Genomic DNA, 20,402 nt, shown 5'->3' with positions numbered 1-20,402 from the left:
GTTATTTTGCTATCCAAGCAAAACATTCATGTATAAAATTTGCGCGTATTTTCGAGAGACCAACTGGCTTCGAGATATAAACTTGCTTGAAGTGTAGGAACTAGAGCAAGGCATATGGATTAAAACAAAAAAGATAAAAATAAGGATCGAATTATGTGTAATCAAACCCGTTTTTGGGATGATGCCAAAGGATTATTAGAAGAATGGTACGTCGCTTGTACCTCTAAAGAACTCAAAAAAGATCAGCCTTTTTCAGCCACCCTGTATGGTAAAAAATTTGTTCTGTTCCGACAAAAAGATGGAACAGCCGCTGCATTGCTCGATCAATGTGTGCATCGTGGTGTGCCTTTGTCTAAGGGTAAAATGACCGATGGCTGCGTGACATGTCCATATCATGGTTGGTCGTATCAGGGCGATGGGCATGTGGCGCATATTCCTAGTGTCAATGGACAATTTTTTCCAGAAAAACCGCATCCCTTTAAACAGCGTAGTTTTGATGTATGTGAGCAAGATGGGGTGGTATGGATTTATCTCGGTGAAAAGCCCAAACAGGAACGCCCGGAAATATTTAAATTACCGTTTTATGATCAAGCCGGCTGGGTCAGCTATTACATGGTCGGCAGTTATGATGGCGAGATGGGCGCTGTTGCACAGAATATAATGGATGTAACCCATACCATATTTGTCCATGAAGGCTGGTTTCGTTCAGAGTCGGGAAAAGCCGTGGATGCCACCATAGATGTCGGGCCGCGCAAAGTAGTCGTTGACTATCATGACCATGATGCAGAAGTCGGCATGATGCCATGGCTGACCAATCCGCATGGTGCTGAACAGGTCCACCGCGACAGTTTTATCGCGCCGAATATTACCTTGGTGGAATACCATTGGGGAGAGCCATCGGGCATGGTGTTTAATAGTCTGATTAGCCCTGTGGGGCCGTATGAGTCACGGGTTTATACCTGTGTCAGTTATAAATTTCCGATTCCAAAATTGTTGTCTAAGGCATTGATGCCGGCTGTGAATGCCTATACTTGGGTGGTCAACAAACAAGACATTAAAATTTTGTCAGCGCGAAGAGCTGGCATCGAGCATATGCCGATGACCCATTCGCATAGTGTACGAGGGGATATGGCACATATTGCATTAGAGAAGATTTTAGATGCCTTACGTCATGACCAACAATTGGCACCATCTTTTATTGGCAAGCGGCCGATGCAATTTCAAATTTGATAGCATTCAAATCTGCGTGAGGAATTTATTTTCTGAGCAATGCGATTTTTGAAGATGATTTTTTCTGCGCACGTGCAAATGTATGCTATATGAAGGCATCAATTTGAGGAGACCGCTATGCGTCAGCAAATCGCTTTAATTATGGCACTGCCGAGTGAATCTAAAGGCTTGTTTGAAGCCGCAGGCATTGAAGTACATTACAGTGGTATTGGTAAAGTCAATGCCGCATTTAAAGCCTTTGATGTGATTCAAAAAACCGGATGTCATACTTTGCTGAATTTGGGCACTGCGGGAAGTTCACATTTTGATGCACATGCTTTGGTTGAAGTAGCTCAATTTGTACAACGGGATATGGATGTATCGCCTTTGGGTTTTGATGTGGGGGTGACGCCGATGGATACCGATCATCCTGCTGAAATTCAGCCAGAGAGCATGTTTAGCCATTTGCCTAAAGGAATTTGTGGTACAGGCGACAGCTTTGAAACTGGGCTGCCGAAAGTACCGTGTAATCTTGTCGATATGGAAGGCTACGCAATCGCTAAAGTATGTAAAAAACTGGGTGTTCGCTTTGTATCGGTAAAATATATTACCGATGGTGCGAATGACACAGCGCATCTGGATTGGGAAGAAAATTTATTATTCGGCGCAAAGAAATTATTGAAATTATATCAAACAGTCAAATAAGGCATTTAGCTAATTTCGGTCGGCGACCATAGAATGCTATGGTCGTATGCCAATTCGACCCAATTCAATTTACTTTTCTGGGCGTGGAATTACACCGTAAAGCATCATATGAACGGTATGTTGAATAATCCGTTGTTGCATACTGCGATTACGTAAGGTTTTTCCAGTGACCATTTCCATTTGGGTTGCAAAGTCAGCATAGTTTTGCGTAATTGCCCAAATGTTCAGAATTAAAAGTTCTGGATCAATATCTTTTGAAATTTTACCTTGCTCTTGCCAGTTGCTAATGACTTTGGCTTTGCGTTTCACTAATTTTTTTAGTGGGCCTTTTAAAATTTCAAGAATGTGTGGTGCGCCCTGAATGACTTCAAGTGCGAACAAACGTGAGGCTTTCGGTTGCGTACGAGATACTTCAATTTTCTGCAATAGATAATTGGTGATCGCTTCTTCAGGCTCAAGGTCTGCTTCCAACATTTGTAGCGGAGCAAGCCACTTTTGTAGAACCGTTGTCAGAACTTCAACATAAAGCGCTTCTTTATTTTCATAGTAATAGAAAATATTCGATTTATGCATTTCTGCAATCTGTGCGATCTCATCCAAGCTGGCGCCATTGAAGCCATACAGGGAAAAGACATCCAGTGCTGCATTAAGCAACTGGTGGCGTTTCTGGGTACTCTTTTTTTGTTCCATTAGCTCTTTTAAGAAAATGAAAAGGGAATATTGAATTGTACGGCAAATCAACAGATTTGTGCACAATCATCGTTTTTAATTTTATGAATTTTGGCAGTTTATTCTGTTCAACGGTCAAATAAATACGACGAATGCCATAATATTTCAAATAATCATTTTAGGGTGAAATCTAAATAAATCATTATTTTTAGTCATGGATTTATATGATTTGTCGTAATTTTTGTGATGTATTTGTCAACAGACGATAAATCGCCCTCAATGCTATACATGGTTTTATTGTGATATTGCTTTGGAACAGAACAGGAAGTCATACGGTTTAAGTGATGATTTCCTGCACATGTATAGCTTAAGTGGCCAAGACTGCTTGTAAGACTTGTTGTTCAAGTTCAGTAAATTCAATGCCTTTTTTTCGTGGGCGGGCCAAATCGACACGAAATTCTTTGGCAATATGGCCTTTATCGAGCAAGATTATACGGTCTGCCAACTGCACGGCTTCACTTACATCATGTGTGACCAAAATTGCGGTAAAACCTTGTTCAGTCCAGAGTTTTTCAATCAAATTCTGCATATCTAAACGTGTTAAGGCATCGAGCGCACCCAGTGGTTCATCTAGCAGCAAAATGCGTGGTTTATGTGACAAAGCACGTGCCAGTGCAGTACGTTGACGTTGCCCCCCTGATAGCTGTGTTGGCCAAAGCCCCGCTTTGTCTTTTAAACCGACTTTTTCGAGGAGTGCTGTAGCATTGGCGTGTTGGTCTTTGCTTAAACCAAGTTGTACATTTTTCTCAATGCTACGCCAAGGCAGGAGGCGAGGGTCTTGGAACATCACACGAATATCATCACTTGTGATGCCTTCACGAATATGACGAGCAGACTTAAATTTAATTTCGCCATAACTCGGTTTTTCTAAGTCGGCGATGAGGCGAAGCAGGGTACTTTTACCACAGCCACTACGACCGACAATTGCCAAGAATTCACCGGGTTGAATATGTAGGTCAAGGTCCTCAAGGACTTTAACATCGCCATAAAATTTGTGTAGTTGTTCAATCAGGATCTCTGCGCCCAACACCGCATGGGGGTTGATATCCTCGACAGAAGAACGCTGAGGTTGGGTTGAGTCGTCTGCATGACGGCTTATGCTTAAATCGGTCATCACATGCTCCTTATTTTTGGTAACCCGAGTGCCAACGGAGTAAATATTTTTCTAAGGCAACAGCCAGTACATCGGCCAATTTACCGAGTAGGGCATACAATAAAATCCCGACCAAGACGATGTCGGTTTGCAGAAATTCACGTGCGTTCATGGTCATATAACCGATGCCGGCTTGTGCTGAAATGGTTTCTGCCACAATCAACAAAACCCAAACGAGACCGAGTGAAAAACGCAGACCAACTAAAATAGATGGCATCGCCCCTGGCAGAATAATTTCTTTATACAGTTGCCAGCCACTCAAACCGTAGCTTTTGCCCATTTCAATCAGTTGAGGATCTACAGAGCGAATACCATGATAGGTGTTGATATAAATGGGAAAGAATACGCCGATAGCGACTAAAAAAAGCTTGGCCGATTCATCGATCCCAAACCATAAAATCACCAAGGGAATCAGGGCAAGAGCAGGAATGTTGCGGATCATTTGCAGTGTGGTGTCGAGTAACGTCGATGCTGTTTTGGATGAACCATTTAGCAGCCCTAAAAAAAGACCTAAACCACCACCGACTAGAAGTCCAACCAAAGCACGACCCGCACTGATTTGAACATGCTTCCACAGTTCACCACTGATCAGTAAGTTCCAAAAGGCCACCACCACCGCACTTGGCGCAGGCAAAATACGACTTTCTAACAGCCCTGTAACAGAGGCAATTTGCCACACAATAATTAATGCAATAGGAAACAACCAAGGCAGCAAACGCTGCCCGAGTTGTGTTCCACGTGAAACCTTCGGTGCTTTGAAGGTTTCAACAGAAACAGTTTTGGACATTAGGCCGGCTCCTGAATCTTTTCAGCTTTTTTATTTTCATCTGGTGTGTAATTGTTCGCGACAATCTCACCAAATGGGCCGGTTAAGTTAGGTTGAACCAATTTCTGACGTGTTTCCAATGGCAGTAGTGGGAACACCAATTCTGCAAAACGGATAGACTCTTCAAGGTGTGGGTAACCAGAGAAAATGAAGGTGCTAATTCCTAGATCGGCATATTCTTGGATACGTGCGGCTACCGTTTCAGGATCACCAACGAGTGCCGTACCTGCACCACCACGAACCAGGCCAACACCCGCCCATAAGTTTGGCGATACTTCTAATTTGCTACGGTCGCCGTTGTGCAGTTCAGCCATACGGCGTTGACCAACAGAGTCCATGGTTTTGAACTTGGCTTGCGCAGCTGCAATGGTGTCATCGTCGACATATTGGATCAGCTCTTCAGCTGCTTTCCATGCCTCTTCATTGGTTTCGCGCACAATGACATGTAAACGAATGCCATAATTCAGTTCACGTCCTTTGGCTTTGGCTTTTTCACGCACCACTGCAATTTTTTCTTTTACCGCAGCAGGTGGCTCACCCCAAGTCAAATAGGTGTCAACTTGATCCGTTGCCAGATCAACAGCTGCCTCTGAAGAACCGCCAAACCATAATGGTGGGTACGGTTTTTGTAGCGGCGGATAGAGTAATTTGGCGTCGTCCACACTCAGACGTTCACCATGGAAGGTATAGCTTTCACCGGTATGTGAGCGGGTTAAAATTTCACGCCAAATGGTGGTGTATTCCGCGGCAGTTTGGTAACGCGTTGCGTGATCTTCATAGACACCATCACCCTTGAGTTCCTGCTCATCACCGCCTGTAACTAAGTTCAGTAAGATACGGCCGCCAGATAAACGGTCAAAAGTTGCAGCCATACGTGCAGTTAGTGCAGGCGTTGTCACCCCCGGACGTAGCGCCACTAGAAATTTTAAATTTTTAGTGGCATCAATCAAGCTTGCAGCTGTAAGCCATGGATCTTCACATGAACGACCTGTTGGAATCAGAACGCCTTCATAGCCAAGATTATCCACCGCTACTGCAATTTGCTTCATGTAGGCATGATCGACTTGGCGTGCACCTTTACTTGTTCCTAAGTAGCGACTGTCACCGTGGGTAGGGATAAACCAGAAAATTTTCATGTTCAGTTCCTTGTATTTTTGATGGCTCGGGTATCAATGTGATGAAGGTGTCCAAACTTGCTTTTGGACTTGAATGTTGTTTGGAATCAGTTGGACTTGTTTAAATAAGTCCGCAATATTTTGCTGTGCTTGTATGACCTCGGGTGTCAGTGAGCGCACAGGAGATGGTTTAGACCGGCGAGAAAAGGCTTGCGCAGCAATATTCTTTTGCAGCCCTGTGCTGTTTTTATAAATCTCTAAAGCCACATTTTGGTTCTTCACAATCCACTGATCGGAAGCGTCTAAGGCCTTTAAAAATTTAGCTGGGGCATCAGGGTGCGCCTGAACGACTTTTGGATTTGCCACATAAAATGAATAGGTCTTTGGAAAATCACCAGATTGAATCAGCACTTTAGCCTGAGCATCCAACTCCGCTGCAGATAAAAACGGGTCCCAAATGGCCCATGCATCAATTGATTTTTTATCAAATGCGGCACGTGCATCTGCTGGTGGAATCCAAATCGGTTGAATGTCATTCCAAGTCAAACCGGCTTTTTCTAAAGTTTTGGCTAATAACTCATGCGCACTCGAGCCTTTTTGTACAGCAACGCGTTTGCCACGTAATTCTTGAATGGTTTTGATTGAGCTATCCGCTGGAATCACGACAGCAAGCGACTGTTCAGGCACCACTTCATAGCCAATATAATTCAGGTCTTTATAGGCAGCTTGGGCAAAAATAGGCGGGGTGTTGCCGACATAGCCATAATCCACCGCACCGACCGCAAGGGCTTCTAACATTTGTGGGCCAGCAGGGAACTCCTTCCACTCAATGTGAGCACCGGGAAATTGTTGTTCAAAGAGCTTTTGTTCACGGGCAACCAGTAAATTTAATGCTGATTTTTGGAAACCGATAACCAAGGTTTTTACGGCTGTTTCAGCTGTTTTTTCACGATCCTGCTGTGCTATTTCTTGTTTTTGGCAGGCACTGAGTCCAAGGCCCAAAGTGGCTAAAGTCAGTATGGAAAATGTTCTTAGAATACGCATGGCATCGCCCTTATGCTGTCGTCGGCTTATTTGATAATGGCCGACTCAATATTTAATTTATTTGGAATTAATTTTTCGTTATAAAACGCATCAGCGACTTGCTGCTGCTCTTGCGCCACTTGTGTAGTAATCGGCGTCACTTGATTGCCTAAGCGTGAAATAGATGTTTTAAGCACATCTAGACCTAAGCCGGTTTTGCCTTCGAGTAACTTGGCCGCTTCGTCTTGATTTTTTGAGACCCATTGCGTGGTCAAATTCAACTCATTCACCACAGCTTGCAGCACTTTTGGATTTTCCTGAGCAAATTTACGATCGGCCAAATAGAACTGGTAGTTCTTCACCAAGTTTTCGCCATTGGCAATGCTGCGAGCATTAAGTTGATGCTCAGCGGCAGAAAGGAACGGGTCCCAAATTACCCATGCATCAACGGCACCTTTTTCAAAGGCAGCTCGTGCATCGGCAGGCGGTAAATACACGACATTGATGTCGCTAAATTTAAGCTGATTGGCTTCCAACAGCTTGAGCAACAGGTAATGCACGTTTGAGCCTTTGTTTAAGGCCACACGTTTACCTTTTAAGTCCTGAATACTGTGAATAGCCGAATCTTTTTGCACAATTAACGCTTCAGCTTTTGGAACTGCAGGTTGGTTGGCAATATAAACCAAATCGGTTTGAGCGGCTTGAGCAAAGATAGGCGGTGCTTCACCGACTTCACCAAATGACACGCTGCCCACATTGAGCCCTTCAAGCAGCTGTGGACCCGCAGGAAATTCCACCCATTTGATATTTACACCTTGGCTTTTTAAGGCTGTTTCTAAGGTTCCGCGTTCTTTTAAAATTGGCAATAAGCCATATTTTTGGAAGCCAATATTTAAGGTGACATTTTCATCAGCCTCTTTTTTGCCACAGCCCGACATCATCATGGCACCCACAACCGCTGTAGACAGTACAAGTGTTTTTGTCCAAAGTTTTACTTTGTGAGTACGCATGTGTTGCTCCTATAAAGGTCTAAATTTGCAGAACTGTTGATTTATGAACACATAAGCTAAAGAGTTTTCTTTTTCGAAAAAAATAAGAAAACTTAAATTTAAAATCAGGAAAAAAGATAAATAAAAATCAGCAAAACTTATGAAAAATTATGATTTTAGAAAAACATATAATGTGTCAAAGTATTATTTTAAGTTATTGAAATTATTTATTTATTTGGGTTATTTAAATGGCAGATATGGTTATTCTGTGGCTTGCAAAGTGATTTGAGGGGGATAGCCAAGGGATTAGGCATAACCTTATGCAAAATAATGCTATTCAGCGCATAAAAAAAGCCACTTTAAAGTGACTTTTTACAAACCAATGAGTTTCTTTGGTAGTTGTATAAGGCCTGACGGGCATTCGGTAAGTCATCGACACTGACTTGTTCAAAACCTTGTTCAAGGAACCAATGCGCTGTCCGTGTGGTCAAAATAAACAATTGTTCAATACCTAAATCTCGCGCTTTTTCTTCTAAATAATGCAAAATTTGGCTACCGCGATTTGATTTTCGATACCCCGGATGCACAGCTACGCACGCGATTTCAGCAGAGCGTTTTTCATTCCCTGTGACAGGAATCGGGTATAACGCAGCGCAGGCCAAAATCGTACCGTCACGTTCAATCACTGCAAATTGTCCAATTTCATTTTCCAGACGTTCGCGTGAGCGATAAACCAAGATGCCTTCTTGTTCGAGAGGGCGTAAGAGATTGATTAAGCCGCCAACATCTTGAATATCGGCAGTACGCACTTCTTCATAATGCGCATCAGTGATCATGGTGCCAGAGCCGTCACGCGTGAACAATTCTTCGATCAATGCGCCATCATAGGCATAGGAAATGAGATGAACACGGTGTACGCCTTGAAGGGAAGCATCTTTGGCAACGCTTAAATGCAGGGCTATGTCGGGGTTAGAATCTTGATATTGCAAAATATGCTGATCAAGTTGATGAGGCGTAATTTCGCGTTGTAGCTGCCCATGTTCATTGTGCAAACCATGTTGTTTGCCCAAGAAAATCAACTTATCCGCTTTTAAGCTGATGGCGGTTTTGGTCGCAACTTCTTCAGCCAATAAATTAAACACTTCACCTGTCGTGGAATAACCTGTTGGCCCAAGCACCACAATATTTTGGCTCTCTAAATGACGTTGAATCGCATCGATATCGACGGAACGAACTTCACCAGACAGTTGAAAATCGATACCGTCACGAATGCCATACGGTTTTGCCGTGACCAAATTGCCTGAGACCACATCAATACGCGCGCCGTACATCGGTGAGTTGGCTAAACCCATAGACAGGAGGGCTTCAATTTGCAGACGAATGGAACCGACGGCATTCATCACCGCAGGTAAGGATTCGCGAGTGGTGATGCGACGGTGATGATGAAATGGTGTCTTGATGCCGCTGCTTTGTAAATTATGATTGATTTGCGGACGAGCACCATGCACCAAAATTAGACGAATACCAAGTGAGTGTAATAAGGCAATATCATGAATAATGTGTTGAAAATTTTCATGTTGCAGCGCTTCACCATCAAACATGATGACAAAGGTTTTGTTGCGATGCGCATTAATATAGGGTGCAGAATGACGGAACCAATGCACATACTGTAAGGTTGTGCTAGAAGATGGTTCAGTGATATTCGTTTGCATGCCTATGCCTGTTTATTCGCCCTGGTATGGATGATTCTAAACAAAAACAGATGACAGCGGAAAGCAAATATAAAAAAACACCTGAACAGTGTTCAGGTGTTGGGAAAGGGACTTAAGAGATCGTTGAATGATTAGCCATTCTTAATACGAATTATGCGATCAGTACGATCATTGACTAGCACGTAGTCACCATTGATTTTGTACCATTGTTGATAACGACCGGTGTTTGGTAAGCGGCGTGCTTCACGATCACTGACTTTGTAACGGCTTGAATCATAGACACGTGGCAAGCTTTGACCAACACGCCAATCGCGGCTTGGGTTTACGCGACGAGAGTCATTACGGTCGTAGCGATTATTGTCATAACGGTTGTTGTTATTCCAATTGCTCGGGCGGTGGTCATTGTCCCAACGGTTATCTTGGTGTTGGTATGACGGATGGTAGCGGCGGTCATCTTGACGATGGTCTGGCGCAGCAATCGCTGCTGTCGTTGCCATTAAAGCCGATACTGAAAGAACTAAAGTCGATACGATTTTGTTCATGGGACACCTCTATACATTTCTAATCTGTTTTTCGATGATTCAAAATTAGCGAGAAAGTTCAGAGAAAGCATGGGGGCAATATAGTTGAATTGTGAAATGTATGGAGGAAATTTGAAGGTGTGTAAATGACCTGAAAGCTAGGCAGCATCAGGCTTCGCGGTTAAATATTGAAAAAACCGCATAAAAAAAACCCAGAGTTGATCTGGGCTTTAAAAAAGTATGGCGAAATTTAATTCAAAATGGCTTACATACCTAAAATTTTCAGAATACTGTTACTGTCTGAGTTGACTAGTATGTAGTCATTATTGATTTTATACCACTGCTGATTACGCGATGGTTTAGGTAAGTTATGGTCTTTATAATCGACTTTATAACCATTACCACGATAATGCTGTGGCATCACATAGCCCGTTTGCCATTTATGTTGTTGCAAACGTTTGACTCCACGTTGTTCACGCATACGGCGTCGATCTTCAAGATCGTCATCGTCCTGATAACCACGGAAATCACGATCTTTTTTCATTTGACCATATGCATTGCCGCGTGGGCCATCAAAGCCACGTTCATCGTTCTTGAAGTGAGGCGCTGCAGACGTGATGCTGCTTGCTATTAAAGCACTGAAAGAAAGAGCCAAAATTGGCAAAATCTTTTTCATGTTCAACCCTCATGAGTAATTTATCTTCAATATCACTACTGTACGCATTAAATGCAGAGAAACTGTGAAGAAAGATGAATATTTCTTTAAATAAAACGAAGAGATTGCGGATATTATGCGATAAATTTGGCGCCGAGAACAATCTTTCCATCTTGAAAACGATGGCCCGATAAAGCGTGCTTTTATCCTTGCAATTCAGCTTTGATCAAATTTGAAGTCTATTGTAAGCACGATCAAAAATGCCCATCAAGTCTTGATGGGCAAATAGGGTAGAGATACTGGACTGAAAATGTTGAGTAAGCTCTGGTTTTAGTACCACTGCTCATTTAGGCATTGGAGGGAATAAATCGCTTGAGCCACAGATTCAGCTTGCTCGGCATCGTCCATTGCAGAGATCAAATTTTCAGTCAGTTGTAAGTTTTCAATGGAACGAATGGTTTCAATTTTACGTGTTTGATCAGCCATTTGGGTCTCCTTGCCGTCGGTCTATGTCATGCCCAGCAGTCTATGCTTTTATATTTAATATGAAAAACCGAATATTATTATAAAAATAATTTAAAAATACGATTAGTGGCAAGTTGGGTGATCCAGCTGTCTGTTGATCGAAGTTTGTAAAATTTCAAGGTTAAAAAAAGGGCATCAAATGGCCCTTTTTAGTTCTGAATGTGTCACTTAGAACACACTTAGTATGCGTATTTCAGATCGGTATAGTCCGTTAATGATTTTTGAATATGAGCTTGAATAAATTCATTAATATCTTCAGGTGTCATTGCTGCACCTTGTTTGGTAATCACATGCTCAAACGGTGCTTGATCTTGCGCAATGATGCGATAAACAAAGTTAGTGATCACTTGAAAGCCTGCTTCTTGCTTTTGAATGCAAGTGATATAGAAATAGGCATGCTCAAAGTTTAAGTCAGTATGCGAAAAAATAAATTGTTCAAATAATTTTGCATTTTGACCGACATCTAATCCTTTTAAATCGTCCACGATACTCGGGTCGAATTTCATCCCATATTTTGCTGAAATCGGTTGACCATCGACCAGTAGGTTAACCATGCCATCCTCAGTTGGAGTCACTGTAATATTGCTAAAGTCAGACATGTATCAATCCAATGTTTTTAAAGAATGCCCCAAGTATCGGCAAATTTGCTAAAAACTCAAGTCGACTTTCGCGTGGTCACTGCAAAATCAGTCGGTTAATGATGCGTTGTAAAGATTCAAGACATAAAAAAAGGAAGCTCGCGCTTCCTTTTTTAAATTGGCTTTCAGCTTATTCATCTTGGGCATCTATGCTGGCACCGGTTAAATGCAAGCTGTCGTCACCCATTAAATATAAATATGCAGGCATGATGCTTTCAGGCGTAGGCAAAGTTTTTGGATCTTCGTCTGGATACGCCTTTGCACGCATGGCAGTACGTGTTGCCCCTGGGTTAATGCAGTTGAAGCGAATATTCGGATGTACATTTTCTTTAGCGAACAATGTGCTTACGGCTTCAATGGCAATTTTTGAAACCGAGTACGCGCCCCAACGTTCACGGGCTTCACGCCCCACACCTGAACTGGCAAAGACCACTGAGGCATGCTCAGATTTTTGCAGTAGGGGCATCAGCTCTTGAGTCAGTACAAAGGGCGCACGAAGGTTCACCGCCATGACATCATCCCAAACATCCACAGGATAATGTTCTAGTTCAGTTCGCTCACCCAAAATCCCGGCATTATGCAAAATGCCGTCTAGGCGACCAAATTGCTTTTCTAAGGTGTCGACCAATAGCTCATAGTCACGAGGAGAGGCACTAGACAGTTGTAGCGGTAAAATCGCCGGTTGGGGGGCACCCAATCCTTCAATTTCATCGTAAATCACTTCTAGTTTATTCAGTGTGCGTCCATGTAAAACCACGGTTGCGCCATGTAAGGCATAGCTGAGGGCAGCCGCACGGCCAATACCATCGCCCGCACCTGTAATCAGGATAATGCGATCTTTGAGCAGATCGGGGCGAGGTTGATATTCTGAATATTTCATCCGTACCTCCTCGTTTTATTGTGTTGTGTTCTATCGTTATAAAGTCGCTGTGTTTAGCGTTTTCGGTTTGATAACCAAATCATGAATGACTTCATGCAATTCAGCAACAGTCTTCACTATACAATCTGCATGCCAAGCTGTTAAGTCATCTTTGTGTTGTAAAGGTAAATAGCCATAAGCCGCAAGAATTGTGTACATCTGCGCATTACGACCGGCATCGATATCACGTGGATGATCACCGACATAGATACAGTCTTGAGCATCTAGATGAATGTGCTTGGCTGCTAAATACATCGGCTCTGGGTCTGGCTTGGTTTTACTGACATCGTCTGGGCAAACCAATACCGAGCAGCGCTCAATCAAATTCAACGCTTGGAGCAACGCTTCACTGAGTGAACGCGGCTTATTGGTGACAATGCCCCACGGAATTTGATGTTGTTCTAACTCTGCGAGTAGTGGATACATGCCTTCAAACAGATCGGTATCAACTGCAATATCAGCACCATACAGATCTAGAAAGCGTTGACGATGTGCCAGAAAGACAGGATCTTCAACGTCTAACTCTGGATAGACCAGTTTGACCATCGCACGCGCGCCTTCAGATACTTGTACACGAATGTCTTCTGCACTGACCACCGCAATGCCTTTGTCACGGCACATGTCTTGAATAATACGAATAAAATTAGCCGCGGTATCAATCAGTGTACCGTCAAGATCAAAGAGTACAGCTTTCATTAGGCTTCTTTCACCGTATGAACCATGTAGTTCACATCCACATTCGGTGCGAGCCAATAGCGTTTGGTGATCGGGTTATAATGTAAACCTGTCATATCTTTGAGTTTTAACTCGGCTTGACGAATATCATGAGCTAATTCTGAAGGTTTAATAAACTTTGAATAATCATGAGTGCCTTTCGCCAACATGCGTAAAACATATTCCGCACCAATAATCGCAAACAAATAGGCTTTAGGATTACGGTTAATGGTCGAGAAGAATACATGACCACCCGGTTTTACCAGTTTTTGACACGCTAAAATAATTGATGCTGGATCAGGTACATGTTCGAGCATTTCCATACAGGTAACGACGTCATATTGACCTGCTTGTTCTTCTGCCAATTGCTCTACAGGCACTTGGCGATATTCAATATTTTGCACATTTTCTTGTTCGGCATGTAGGCGTGCAACATTTAATGGCGCTTCGCCCATGTCGATACCCAATACTTGCGCACCGCGACGTGCCATGCTTTCAGCTAAAATACCGCCGCCACAGCCCACATCTAATACTTTCTTGCCAGTGATACCATTTGAATGCTCATCAATCCAGTTCAAACGCAGAGGATTAATCATGTGCAAAGGGCGGAACTCAGAATGCTGATCCCACCATATGGCTGCGAAAGCTTCAAATTTGGCAATTTCTTGTGGATCAACATTCAATTGCGACATCGGTTGCACCTCAATCAAGTCTTTATATTTTAGAAAAAAGTTTATGGGAGTTAGTGTAGCGCGTCCTGAAAAAAAAGCGATAAAAGCCTTAAAAAAGTTCACAGAATGAAAACGAAATCGACAGATTTGATTTATAGTGTTGCCATAAACTAATCATAATGATTTTGAGGACGATAAGTTCAATGAAAAAATTCCTTTTAGGCACGATTACAACAGCTATTTTGGCTTTTTCTGGCAGTGCGATGGCAGCGCAATTTGTCGCGGGGACTGATTACACAGTTATTCCAAAACCGATTAAAGTCGAACGTCCGGGTAAAATCGAAGTCCGTGAGTTCTTTTGGTATGGCTGCCCACATTGTTTTACATTAGAACCGCATATGCAAACGTGGTTAAAGCAATTGCCTAAAGATGTACGTTTTGTCCGTACACCTGCAGCAATGAATCCACTTTGGGAACAAGGCGCGCGTGCTTACTATGCATCGGAAGCACTGGGTGTTCGTCAAAAAGCACATTTACAATTGTTCCATGACATTCATGTGGGTCAAAAAAATATCTTAGAACAAGGCGCATTTGCTAAGTTCTACACCCGTTATGGTGTTCCTGAAGCGAAATTTAACAGCACATTTAAATCATTTGCTGTGTCTTCAAAAATTGCTCAAGCGAAAAGCTTAGCGGCTCAATATCAATTGAGCGGCGTGCCTGCGATTACCGTCAATGGTAAATACATCGTACAAGGTGAAGATGCACGTACCGTTGAAATCGTGAAATTCCTTGTTGATAAAGAACGTAAAGCGAAATAACAGATGTTTTGAAAAAGCCGCACTCGATGCGGCTTTTTTTATGACGGTACATTTTGCGTTTTAGGTCGATAAATTTTGCGGATCAGCGATTTGAGCCAAAGATCGATCCCAATGCAAGATGCCACGAAATAAGAGCTGAACTTGGGTCTGAGCTTGGCGGCGAAATTGTTGTAGCGCATCCGTACGTTGTGGAAGCTCAACATGTCGATGTAAGTCAATCCACTGCATTGCCCAACTCAAGGCCAATTCAAACAAAATTTGTCCCAATACTTTGAGGTCTTGTTCGGATTGAATATGTTGAGTCGCTTCAACTTGAGCCAGTGCGTGGGCCAAATCGGTACTGAGAAAATTAAACTCACGTGTAATGGCTTGTCTTAAGGAAGCTGAACCACCCCAACGCTCTGCAATGAGAAACATCCATGCCTCAGGAAATTGCTCAACGGCATGAAATAAATAATCCAGACTCTGTCGTGTGCGTGCATCTGGCGCTTGAAAGCATTGCTGACTCAGTTGATTGAGGACATTGCGAAGGTGCAGGGCCATTTGGTCGACCAGCTCCAAGCCGAGCTCGTCCATGTCCTGAAAATGGCGATAAAACGCAGCAGGAACCAAGCCGACATGACGGGAAATTTCGCGTAAGCTCAGACTACTGAAAGAACGGCCCGTAGTACTTAATGCAAGCGCTGCATCAAGGATGGCTTTACGACTTTGTTGCTTACGTTCTTCCCGTATCGACATGCAATTCGTCCTGAATTTTGCGTGGCTTCAGTCTAACAAATTTCCTGATGTCGTACGATGGGCCTATCAAAACTTGGATGAATGGATTTTGTAAATGCACACGAATGCGTCCCGAATCTGGCTGTACCTTCTGTTATAATGTGCCGCAATCAATTTTGTCAGATTAAGGACTCATTATGCGTATCGACCAACGAGCATTAGATCAATTACGTGAAGTAAAAATTACCCGTAACTACACACGTTATGCGGAAGGTTCTGTATTGGTTGAATTTGGTCATACAAAAGTTCTTTGTACTGCAAGTGTCGACAACTCAGTGCCGCGTTTCCTTAAAGGAAAAGGTCAGGGTTGGGTGACTGCTGAATATGGCATGTTACCTCGTTCAACACATACACGTACTGACCGTGAAGCGGCACGTGGTAAACAAAGCGGTCGTACTCAAGAAATCCAACGTTTGATCGGTCGTAGCTTACGTGCGATGGTCGATTTGAAAAAATTGGGTGAAAATACCATCAGCATCGACTGTGATGTGATTCAGGCAGATGGCGGTACACGTACAGCATCAATCACAGGTGCAGCAGTTGCCTTGGTCGATGCAATGAATGTCTTGCTTGAAAATAAAAAAATTAAACAAGATCCATTAAAAGGTTTAGTTGCTGCGATTTCTGTAGGGATGTATCAAGACGAAGCATTACTTGATCTTTGCTATGAAGAAGATTCAAGCTGCCAAACAGACATGAACGTAGTGATGACACAAGCTGGTGAGTTCATTGAACTTCAAGGTACAGCAGAAGACAAACCATTTACACGTACACAGTGTAATGAAATGCTTGAACTTGCTGAAAAAGGCATTCAAGAATTGATCAAAAAACAACAAGAAGCTTTAGGCTGGTAAGTTGTTTGATTCAGTTCAAACTGAATAAAGAACGCATCTTCGGATGCGTTCTTTTATGCGTTGAATATAGAAAATCCAACACGAATCGGCTATTCAGTAGCGTGTCTTTGACTCAAATTAATAGGATCAGGATGCTTTGAAGGACTAAATATGAAAAATTGGATGATGTATTTTTCTTTGTTCAGCGTATTGTTGATCAGTGGTTGTGATTTTTTTGGGAATCAGGATCAAGAGCGTGAAGGTGGTCGTTTTTCTGAACAAAGTGAAAACTCAAAAGATCAGGGCGATGATCAAGATGAGCGCGAGCAGCATGAAGACGATGCGGAGCATGAAAAGGACTCCGAGCATGAAGATGAAGCTCGACGAAGTTCAAAACAACAGCAAGATGATGATTAAGTCATGCTAGATCTTAAGCATCAAAAAGGGTGCTACAGCACCCTTTATTTATGTTTAGAGTAAGTCTAGAGCGTTAGGCATTAAAGCGCATCGATAAATCAATCGCTGTGACATCTTTGGTGAGTACACCCATCGAAATATAATCGACCCCTGTCGTTGCCACTTCACGTAAGTTTGCAATGGTGATATTGCCTGAGGCTTCAAGTTTGCAGCGACCATTCACGTGTTTGACAGCATCAATCATTTGTTGCTGACTAAAGTTATCCAACATCACAATATCCGCACCTGCTTCCAATGCTTGGTTGAGTTCATCCCAAGTTTCGACTTCAACTTCCACAGGTTTGCCCGGTGCAATCTGGTGTGCTTTGGCAATCGCTTGTTGGATGCCACCTGCTGCCATGATGTGATTTTCTTTAATTAAAAACGCATCAAATAAACCTAAGCGATGGTTTTGACCACCTCCGACAGCAACTGCATATTTTTGTGCAATACGTAGGCCTGGTAAGGTTTTACGGGTATCGAGTAAACGAGTATTCAAACCTTCAAGCTGCTGGACATAGGCAGCAGTTTTAGTCGCTACTGCAGATAATGTTTGTATAAAATTTAAGGCTGGACGCTCAACCGTGAGTAAACTACGCGCAGAACCTGCGAGTTTTAAAAAGGCTTCGCCTGCGGCAACACGGTCACCATCATGTTTCAACCAAGTGACTTGGACAGCGGCATCATAAGCCTGAATGAGCGCATTGACCCAAGGCTGACCTGCCAAGATCATCTCTTCACGGCTGATAATCGTTGCAGTGGCTTGTTCATCTTCTGGAGTTAATAGGGCAGTAATATCGCCTTCGCCAATATCTTCTTGTAGTGCGTGTTGAATATTGATTTGGATTGATTGTTCAAGCAAAGATTGCGATATGCTCATAAGAAGTTCCGTATCTTTTTTAACCCAGGAAAATGTGCGCGCTATATTAGCATTGTTCATGAAAAATGAGCGATTTTTAACAGCAATCACAAACATGAATTGAGAAATATCAGTGAAAGTTTTAGCATGAATGCCTTTAGGCTCTGATCTAAAATTCACGAGCAATTCAGACTCAGGATCACTTTATGTCACAAGCAACAACATTTCAGGTGCAGGATGGGCAATTGCTAGGTGCGCGTCAAATTCCATCACCGAATTTTAACCAGCGTCCTGAAGATACCGAAATTCAGCTTGTCGTCATTCATAATATTAGTTTGCCACCTTCTCAGTTTGGAGGTGGTTATATCGAACAATTTTTCCAAAATCAGTTGGATTGGTCGAAACATCCTTATTTTCAAACCATTGAAGGGATGCAGGTATCGACACATTTATTGATCCTGCGCACAGGCGAAGTTCTACAGTTTGTCAATTTTAATGATCGAGCTTGGCATGCAGGTCGCTCAACCTATTTAGCACAAAAAGAATGTAATGATTATTCGATAGGCATCGAACTCGAAGGAAGTGATGATTTACCTTTTGAAGCTGCACAATATGCCGTGCTGACCGAGGTCGTGGCGTGTTTACAACAGGCTTATCCTAAAATTCAACAACATATCGCCGGACACTCAGATATTGCACCGGGACGTAAAACTGATCCGGGTCCATTTTTTGAGTGGAACGCTTTTCGTCAACAGCTACATCATTTTAAAAACAAATAAACAATACATACTGCGTTTAATAAACCAATGAAATTCCTTGACGAGTTTCATTACAATAGGCGCACTTTCAAAAGTGAGAAATACCGATGGCGCTTTGGCGTTCGACAGTCATTGTCAGTGCAATGACTATGTTGTCCCGTGTATTGGGACTGGTACGGGATATTGTCCTGTTAAATGTATTTGGTGCAGGTAAAGACTTCGATACCTTCGTGGTTGCCTTTCGTATTCCTAACTTTTTTAGGCGTTTATTCGCAGAAGGGGCATTTTCACAAGCCTTTATTCCTGTATTGACTGAATATAAAACCAGTCGAACCCATGCCGAAGTCCAGATTCTGATTAGCCGTGTTTTTGGCTGTTTAGGTCTGGTGATGACTAGTTTGACGTTCATCGCAATGGTGGCGGCACCCGCGATTATTTATATCTATGCACCGGGTTTCCATGGTGATGCAGACAAATTTGCGTTAGCTACCGATATGTTCCGCCTAACGATTCCTTACTTATTGTTTATGTCCTTAACGGCATTTGCCAGCAGTATTTTGAACAGTTATGGCTCATTCAGTACACCTGCGTTCGCTCCAGTGTTACTCAATGTCGCGATGATTGCCGGTGCGCTGTGGTTAACCCCTTATATGGCTGAGCCAATTATGGCTTTGGGTTGGTCTGTTGTCGCGGCAGGATTCTTGCAATTGGCGATTCAGATTCCAGAGCTGTGGCGTAAAAAATTACTGATTCCACCCAAAGTAGACTTCAAACACGAAGGTGTTGATCGGATCATGAAGTTGATGCTGCCAGCACTGTTTGGTGTCTCAGTGACGCAGATCAACCTGCTGTTGAACACCATTTGGGCGTCTTTCATGCAAGATGGTTCAGTATCATGGCTGTATAGTGCTGAACGTATGACCGAGCTACCTTTAGGTTTGATTGGGGTAGCTATTGGTACCGTGATTTTACCGTCATTGTCTGCACGCCATGCTGAACAAGATCAGGACAAATTCCGCCGTATGATTGATTGGGCAGCTAAGGTCATTATCTTGGTGGGTGTGCCTGCCAGTATTGCGCTTTTCATGCTCTCTACACCTATTATTCAGGCCTTATTTGAACGTGGTCAATTTAGCTTTGAAGATACACAGATGACCGCATTGGCATTGCAATGTATGAGTGCCGGTGTGATTTCATTCATGCTCATTAAAGTGTTTGCACCAGGGTTTTATGCGCAACAAGATACCAAAACTCCAGTACGTGTAGGTTTAATGGCGGTCGCAGCGAATGCCATTCTTAATGTGGTGTTTATTGGATTCTTTAAACTGATTGATTGGCATGCTGAGCATATGGCCTTGGCATTGGCATCCTCTGGTTCCGCATTAGTGAATGCAGGGATGCTGTATTTTTATTTACATAAGCGCAATATTTTTCGCTTTGGTGCACATTGGAAAAAGTTGGTGATTCAGTTTGCGATAGCCAATGCTGTGATGATTGCTGCACTGTGGTACGGCTTAACATGGTACAACGGTGATGTGTCTGCGTGGATGCGTGTCGCGGAAGTGATCATCTTATGTGTGATAGGTGTTGCTGCTTATGGTATTGCCTTAATTGCAACAGGCTTTAGACCACGTCATTTAAAACCATAAAGCTAAAACCATACAACATAGTAAGTTTACTTGGATGAAAAAAAAATAAGAGCCCATAGGCTCTTATTTCTTTTCATTGACGCTCAAGATGATAAAAACCTACGTTTCTTATCCATGAGTCTAAGGGGGTAATTTGTAGTTTAAA

General features: G+C 42.8%; 23 protein-coding genes. 7 read left to right on the top strand and 16 right to left on the bottom strand.

All coding sequences use genetic code 11. The features are described from left to right. Positions 1 to 153 precede the first annotated feature (153 nt). Both FTU38_RS05360 and FTU38_RS05355 read left to right on the top strand, forming a co-directional pair. The gene (locus FTU38_RS05360; RefSeq protein ID WP_180110702.1) at positions 154 to 1,230 is read left to right on the top strand and encodes an aromatic ring-hydroxylating dioxygenase subunit alpha; all 1,077 of its coding nucleotides are present in this window, start codon (positions 154 to 156) and stop codon (positions 1,228 to 1,230) included. A gap of 117 nt (positions 1,231 to 1,347) precedes the next feature. Then, on the top strand, positions 1,348 to 1,914 hold the full coding sequence (locus FTU38_RS05355; protein WP_111886021.1) for a 5'-nucleosidase: 567 nt from the start codon (positions 1,348 to 1,350) through the stop codon (positions 1,912 to 1,914). Positions 1,915 to 1,983: 69 nt separating this feature from the next. Here FTU38_RS05355 and FTU38_RS05350 read toward each other — a convergent pair whose 3' ends face one another. The 14 genes from FTU38_RS05350 to ubiG all read right to left on the bottom strand — a co-directional run bounded on the left by FTU38_RS05350 (position 1,984) and on the right by ubiG (position 14,125). Then, positions 1,984 to 2,604, bottom strand: a complete 621-nt coding sequence (locus FTU38_RS05350) for a TetR/AcrR family transcriptional regulator (protein ID WP_078190649.1) — start codon at positions 2,602 to 2,604, stop codon at positions 1,984 to 1,986. A 346-nt stretch (positions 2,605 to 2,950) separates the two neighbouring features. Continuing rightward, entirely contained in the window at positions 2,951 to 3,757 is an 807-nt protein-coding gene (locus FTU38_RS05345; RefSeq protein WP_078190648.1) for an ABC transporter ATP-binding protein, read from the bottom strand. 10 nt (positions 3,758 to 3,767) lie between these two features. After that, the gene (gene ssuC / locus FTU38_RS05340) at positions 3,768 to 4,583 is read right to left on the bottom strand and encodes an aliphatic sulfonate ABC transporter permease SsuC (RefSeq protein ID WP_078190647.1); all 816 of its coding nucleotides are present in this window, start codon (positions 4,581 to 4,583) and stop codon (positions 3,768 to 3,770) included. Beyond that, positions 4,583 to 5,758 (bottom strand): FMNH2-dependent alkanesulfonate monooxygenase, encoded by a 1,176-nt coding sequence (gene ssuD, locus FTU38_RS05335; protein WP_180110701.1) that lies wholly within the window; start codon positions 5,756 to 5,758, stop codon positions 4,583 to 4,585. Before ssuD ends, ssuC begins: the two co-directional genes overlap by 1 nt. Before the next feature lie 33 nt (positions 5,759 to 5,791). Continuing rightward, positions 5,792 to 6,781: an aliphatic sulfonate ABC transporter substrate-binding protein gene (locus FTU38_RS05330; protein ID WP_180110700.1), complete on the bottom strand. Its 990-nt coding sequence runs from the start codon at positions 6,779 to 6,781 to the stop codon at positions 5,792 to 5,794. 26 nt (positions 6,782 to 6,807) lie between these two features. Beyond that, positions 6,808 to 7,770 (bottom strand): sulfonate ABC transporter substrate-binding protein, encoded by a 963-nt coding sequence (locus FTU38_RS05325; RefSeq protein WP_180110699.1) that lies wholly within the window; start codon positions 7,768 to 7,770, stop codon positions 6,808 to 6,810. A gap of 338 nt (positions 7,771 to 8,108) precedes the next feature. Then, positions 8,109 to 9,461: an amino-acid N-acetyltransferase gene (argA, locus tag FTU38_RS05320; protein WP_180004326.1), complete on the bottom strand. Its 1,353-nt coding sequence runs from the start codon at positions 9,459 to 9,461 to the stop codon at positions 8,109 to 8,111. A 131-nt stretch (positions 9,462 to 9,592) separates the two neighbouring features. Beyond that, the gene (locus FTU38_RS05315; RefSeq protein WP_078190642.1) at positions 9,593 to 10,003 is read right to left on the bottom strand and encodes an RcnB family protein; all 411 of its coding nucleotides are present in this window, start codon (positions 10,001 to 10,003) and stop codon (positions 9,593 to 9,595) included. A gap of 244 nt (positions 10,004 to 10,247) precedes the next feature. After that, the gene (locus tag FTU38_RS05310) at positions 10,248 to 10,658 is read right to left on the bottom strand and encodes an RcnB family protein (protein WP_180008591.1); all 411 of its coding nucleotides are present in this window, start codon (positions 10,656 to 10,658) and stop codon (positions 10,248 to 10,250) included. A 309-nt stretch (positions 10,659 to 10,967) separates the two neighbouring features. Then, positions 10,968 to 11,123: a hypothetical protein gene (locus FTU38_RS05305; RefSeq protein ID WP_168379727.1), complete on the bottom strand. Its 156-nt coding sequence runs from the start codon at positions 11,121 to 11,123 to the stop codon at positions 10,968 to 10,970. 218 nt (positions 11,124 to 11,341) lie between these two features. Next, positions 11,342 to 11,761: a hypothetical protein gene (locus FTU38_RS05300; RefSeq protein ID WP_180063057.1), complete on the bottom strand. Its 420-nt coding sequence runs from the start codon at positions 11,759 to 11,761 to the stop codon at positions 11,342 to 11,344. A gap of 169 nt (positions 11,762 to 11,930) precedes the next feature. After that, positions 11,931 to 12,680, bottom strand: a complete 750-nt coding sequence (locus tag FTU38_RS05295) for a YciK family oxidoreductase (protein ID WP_180022987.1) — start codon at positions 12,678 to 12,680, stop codon at positions 11,931 to 11,933. 36 nt (positions 12,681 to 12,716) lie between these two features. After that, on the bottom strand, positions 12,717 to 13,415 hold the full coding sequence (locus FTU38_RS05290; RefSeq protein WP_180110698.1) for an HAD family hydrolase: 699 nt from the start codon (positions 13,413 to 13,415) through the stop codon (positions 12,717 to 12,719). Continuing rightward, positions 13,415 to 14,125, bottom strand: a complete 711-nt coding sequence (ubiG, locus tag FTU38_RS05285; protein WP_078190637.1) for a bifunctional 2-polyprenyl-6-hydroxyphenol methylase/3-demethylubiquinol 3-O-methyltransferase UbiG — start codon at positions 14,123 to 14,125, stop codon at positions 13,415 to 13,417. Before ubiG ends, FTU38_RS05290 begins: the two co-directional genes overlap by 1 nt. 182 nt (positions 14,126 to 14,307) lie before the next feature. Here ubiG and FTU38_RS05280 point away from each other — a divergent pair, with 182 nt between their 5' ends. Next, a complete protein-coding gene (locus tag FTU38_RS05280) occupies positions 14,308 to 14,925 on the top strand; it encodes a thiol:disulfide interchange protein DsbA/DsbL (protein ID WP_111885097.1) in 618 nt (205 codons plus the stop codon). Positions 14,926 to 14,985: 60 nt separating this feature from the next. On the opposite strand, the gene FTU38_RS05275 is transcribed toward FTU38_RS05280, so the two are convergent. Further along, positions 14,986 to 15,663, bottom strand: a complete 678-nt coding sequence (locus tag FTU38_RS05275) for a TetR family transcriptional regulator (protein ID WP_078190635.1) — start codon at positions 15,661 to 15,663, stop codon at positions 14,986 to 14,988. A gap of 176 nt (positions 15,664 to 15,839) precedes the next feature. Between FTU38_RS05275 and rph the strand changes: the two genes are divergently transcribed. Together rph and FTU38_RS05265 are read left to right on the top strand one after the other, a co-directional pair. Further along, positions 15,840 to 16,556 carry a ribonuclease PH gene (gene rph, locus FTU38_RS05270; protein ID WP_078190634.1) on the top strand — a complete coding sequence of 239 codons (717 nt, stop codon included), beginning with the start codon at positions 15,840 to 15,842 and terminating at the stop codon, positions 16,554 to 16,556. 150 nt (positions 16,557 to 16,706) lie between these two features. Then, positions 16,707 to 16,952 (top strand): hypothetical protein, encoded by a 246-nt coding sequence (locus FTU38_RS05265; RefSeq protein ID WP_180110697.1) that lies wholly within the window; start codon positions 16,707 to 16,709, stop codon positions 16,950 to 16,952. A 73-nt stretch (positions 16,953 to 17,025) separates the two neighbouring features. Here the strand turns inward: FTU38_RS05265 and nadC are convergent, their stop codons facing one another. After that, positions 17,026 to 17,871 carry a carboxylating nicotinate-nucleotide diphosphorylase gene (nadC, locus tag FTU38_RS05260; RefSeq protein WP_180110696.1) on the bottom strand — a complete coding sequence of 282 codons (846 nt, stop codon included), beginning with the start codon at positions 17,869 to 17,871 and terminating at the stop codon, positions 17,026 to 17,028. A 185-nt stretch (positions 17,872 to 18,056) separates the two neighbouring features. On the opposite strand from nadC, the gene ampD reads away from it, so the two are divergent. Continuing rightward, on the top strand, positions 18,057 to 18,629 hold the full coding sequence (gene ampD, locus FTU38_RS05255) for a 1,6-anhydro-N-acetylmuramyl-L-alanine amidase AmpD (RefSeq protein ID WP_078190631.1): 573 nt from the start codon (positions 18,057 to 18,059) through the stop codon (positions 18,627 to 18,629). 86 nt (positions 18,630 to 18,715) lie between these two features. Next, positions 18,716 to 20,257 (top strand): murein biosynthesis integral membrane protein MurJ, encoded by a 1,542-nt coding sequence (murJ, locus tag FTU38_RS05250; protein ID WP_180092649.1) that lies wholly within the window; start codon positions 18,716 to 18,718, stop codon positions 20,255 to 20,257. Positions 20,258 to 20,402 lie beyond the last annotated feature (145 nt).

The sequence above is a fragment of the Acinetobacter sp. YH12098 genome (assembly GCF_013419235.1).
GTDB classification, from domain to species: Bacteria; Pseudomonadota; Gammaproteobacteria; order Pseudomonadales; family Moraxellaceae; genus Acinetobacter; species Acinetobacter amyesii.
Note: the sequence above shows the minus strand (reverse complement) of the source record. Positions and strands in the feature narration are given on the sequence as shown.

Excerpts from the sequence above, each read along its gene's own strand:
- FTU38_RS05360 (WP_180110702.1), top strand. The coding sequence starts at position 154 with ATGTGTAATCAAACCCGTTTTTGGGATGATGCCAAAGGATTATTAGAA.
- FTU38_RS05355 (WP_111886021.1), top strand. The coding sequence starts at position 1,348 with ATGCGTCAGCAAATCGCTTTAATTATGGCACTGCCGAGTGAATCTAAA.
- FTU38_RS05350 (WP_078190649.1), bottom strand. The coding sequence starts at position 2,604 with ATGGAACAAAAAAAGAGTACCCAGAAACGCCACCAGTTGCTTAATGCA.
- FTU38_RS05345 (WP_078190648.1), bottom strand. The coding sequence starts at position 3,757 with ATGACCGATTTAAGCATAAGCCGTCATGCAGACGACTCAACCCAACCT.
- ssuC (WP_078190647.1), bottom strand. The coding sequence starts at position 4,583 with ATGTCCAAAACTGTTTCTGTTGAAACCTTCAAAGCACCGAAGGTTTCA.
- ssuD (WP_180110701.1), bottom strand. The coding sequence starts at position 5,758 with ATGAAAATTTTCTGGTTTATCCCTACCCACGGTGACAGTCGCTACTTA.
- FTU38_RS05330 (WP_180110700.1), bottom strand. The coding sequence starts at position 6,781 with ATGCGTATTCTAAGAACATTTTCCATACTGACTTTAGCCACTTTGGGC.
- FTU38_RS05325 (WP_180110699.1), bottom strand. The coding sequence starts at position 7,770 with ATGCGTACTCACAAAGTAAAACTTTGGACAAAAACACTTGTACTGTCT.
- argA (WP_180004326.1), bottom strand. The coding sequence starts at position 9,461 with ATGCAAACGAATATCACTGAACCATCTTCTAGCACAACCTTACAGTAT.
- FTU38_RS05315 (WP_078190642.1), bottom strand. The coding sequence starts at position 10,003 with ATGAACAAAATCGTATCGACTTTAGTTCTTTCAGTATCGGCTTTAATG.
- FTU38_RS05310 (WP_180008591.1), bottom strand. The coding sequence starts at position 10,658 with ATGAAAAAGATTTTGCCAATTTTGGCTCTTTCTTTCAGTGCTTTAATA.
- FTU38_RS05305 (WP_168379727.1), bottom strand. The coding sequence starts at position 11,123 with ATGGCTGATCAAACACGTAAAATTGAAACCATTCGTTCCATTGAAAAC.
- FTU38_RS05300 (WP_180063057.1), bottom strand. The coding sequence starts at position 11,761 with ATGTCTGACTTTAGCAATATTACAGTGACTCCAACTGAGGATGGCATG.
- FTU38_RS05295 (WP_180022987.1), bottom strand. The coding sequence starts at position 12,680 with ATGAAATATTCAGAATATCAACCTCGCCCCGATCTGCTCAAAGATCGC.
- FTU38_RS05290 (WP_180110698.1), bottom strand. The coding sequence starts at position 13,415 with ATGAAAGCTGTACTCTTTGATCTTGACGGTACACTGATTGATACCGCG.
- ubiG (WP_078190637.1), bottom strand. The coding sequence starts at position 14,125 with ATGTCGCAATTGAATGTTGATCCACAAGAAATTGCCAAATTTGAAGCT.
- FTU38_RS05280 (WP_111885097.1), top strand. The coding sequence starts at position 14,308 with ATGAAAAAATTCCTTTTAGGCACGATTACAACAGCTATTTTGGCTTTT.
- FTU38_RS05275 (WP_078190635.1), bottom strand. The coding sequence starts at position 15,663 with ATGTCGATACGGGAAGAACGTAAGCAACAAAGTCGTAAAGCCATCCTT.
- rph (WP_078190634.1), top strand. The coding sequence starts at position 15,840 with ATGCGTATCGACCAACGAGCATTAGATCAATTACGTGAAGTAAAAATT.
- FTU38_RS05265 (WP_180110697.1), top strand. The coding sequence starts at position 16,707 with ATGAAAAATTGGATGATGTATTTTTCTTTGTTCAGCGTATTGTTGATC.
- nadC (WP_180110696.1), bottom strand. The coding sequence starts at position 17,871 with ATGAGCATATCGCAATCTTTGCTTGAACAATCAATCCAAATCAATATT.
- ampD (WP_078190631.1), top strand. The coding sequence starts at position 18,057 with ATGTCACAAGCAACAACATTTCAGGTGCAGGATGGGCAATTGCTAGGT.
- murJ (WP_180092649.1), top strand. The coding sequence starts at position 18,716 with ATGGCGCTTTGGCGTTCGACAGTCATTGTCAGTGCAATGACTATGTTG.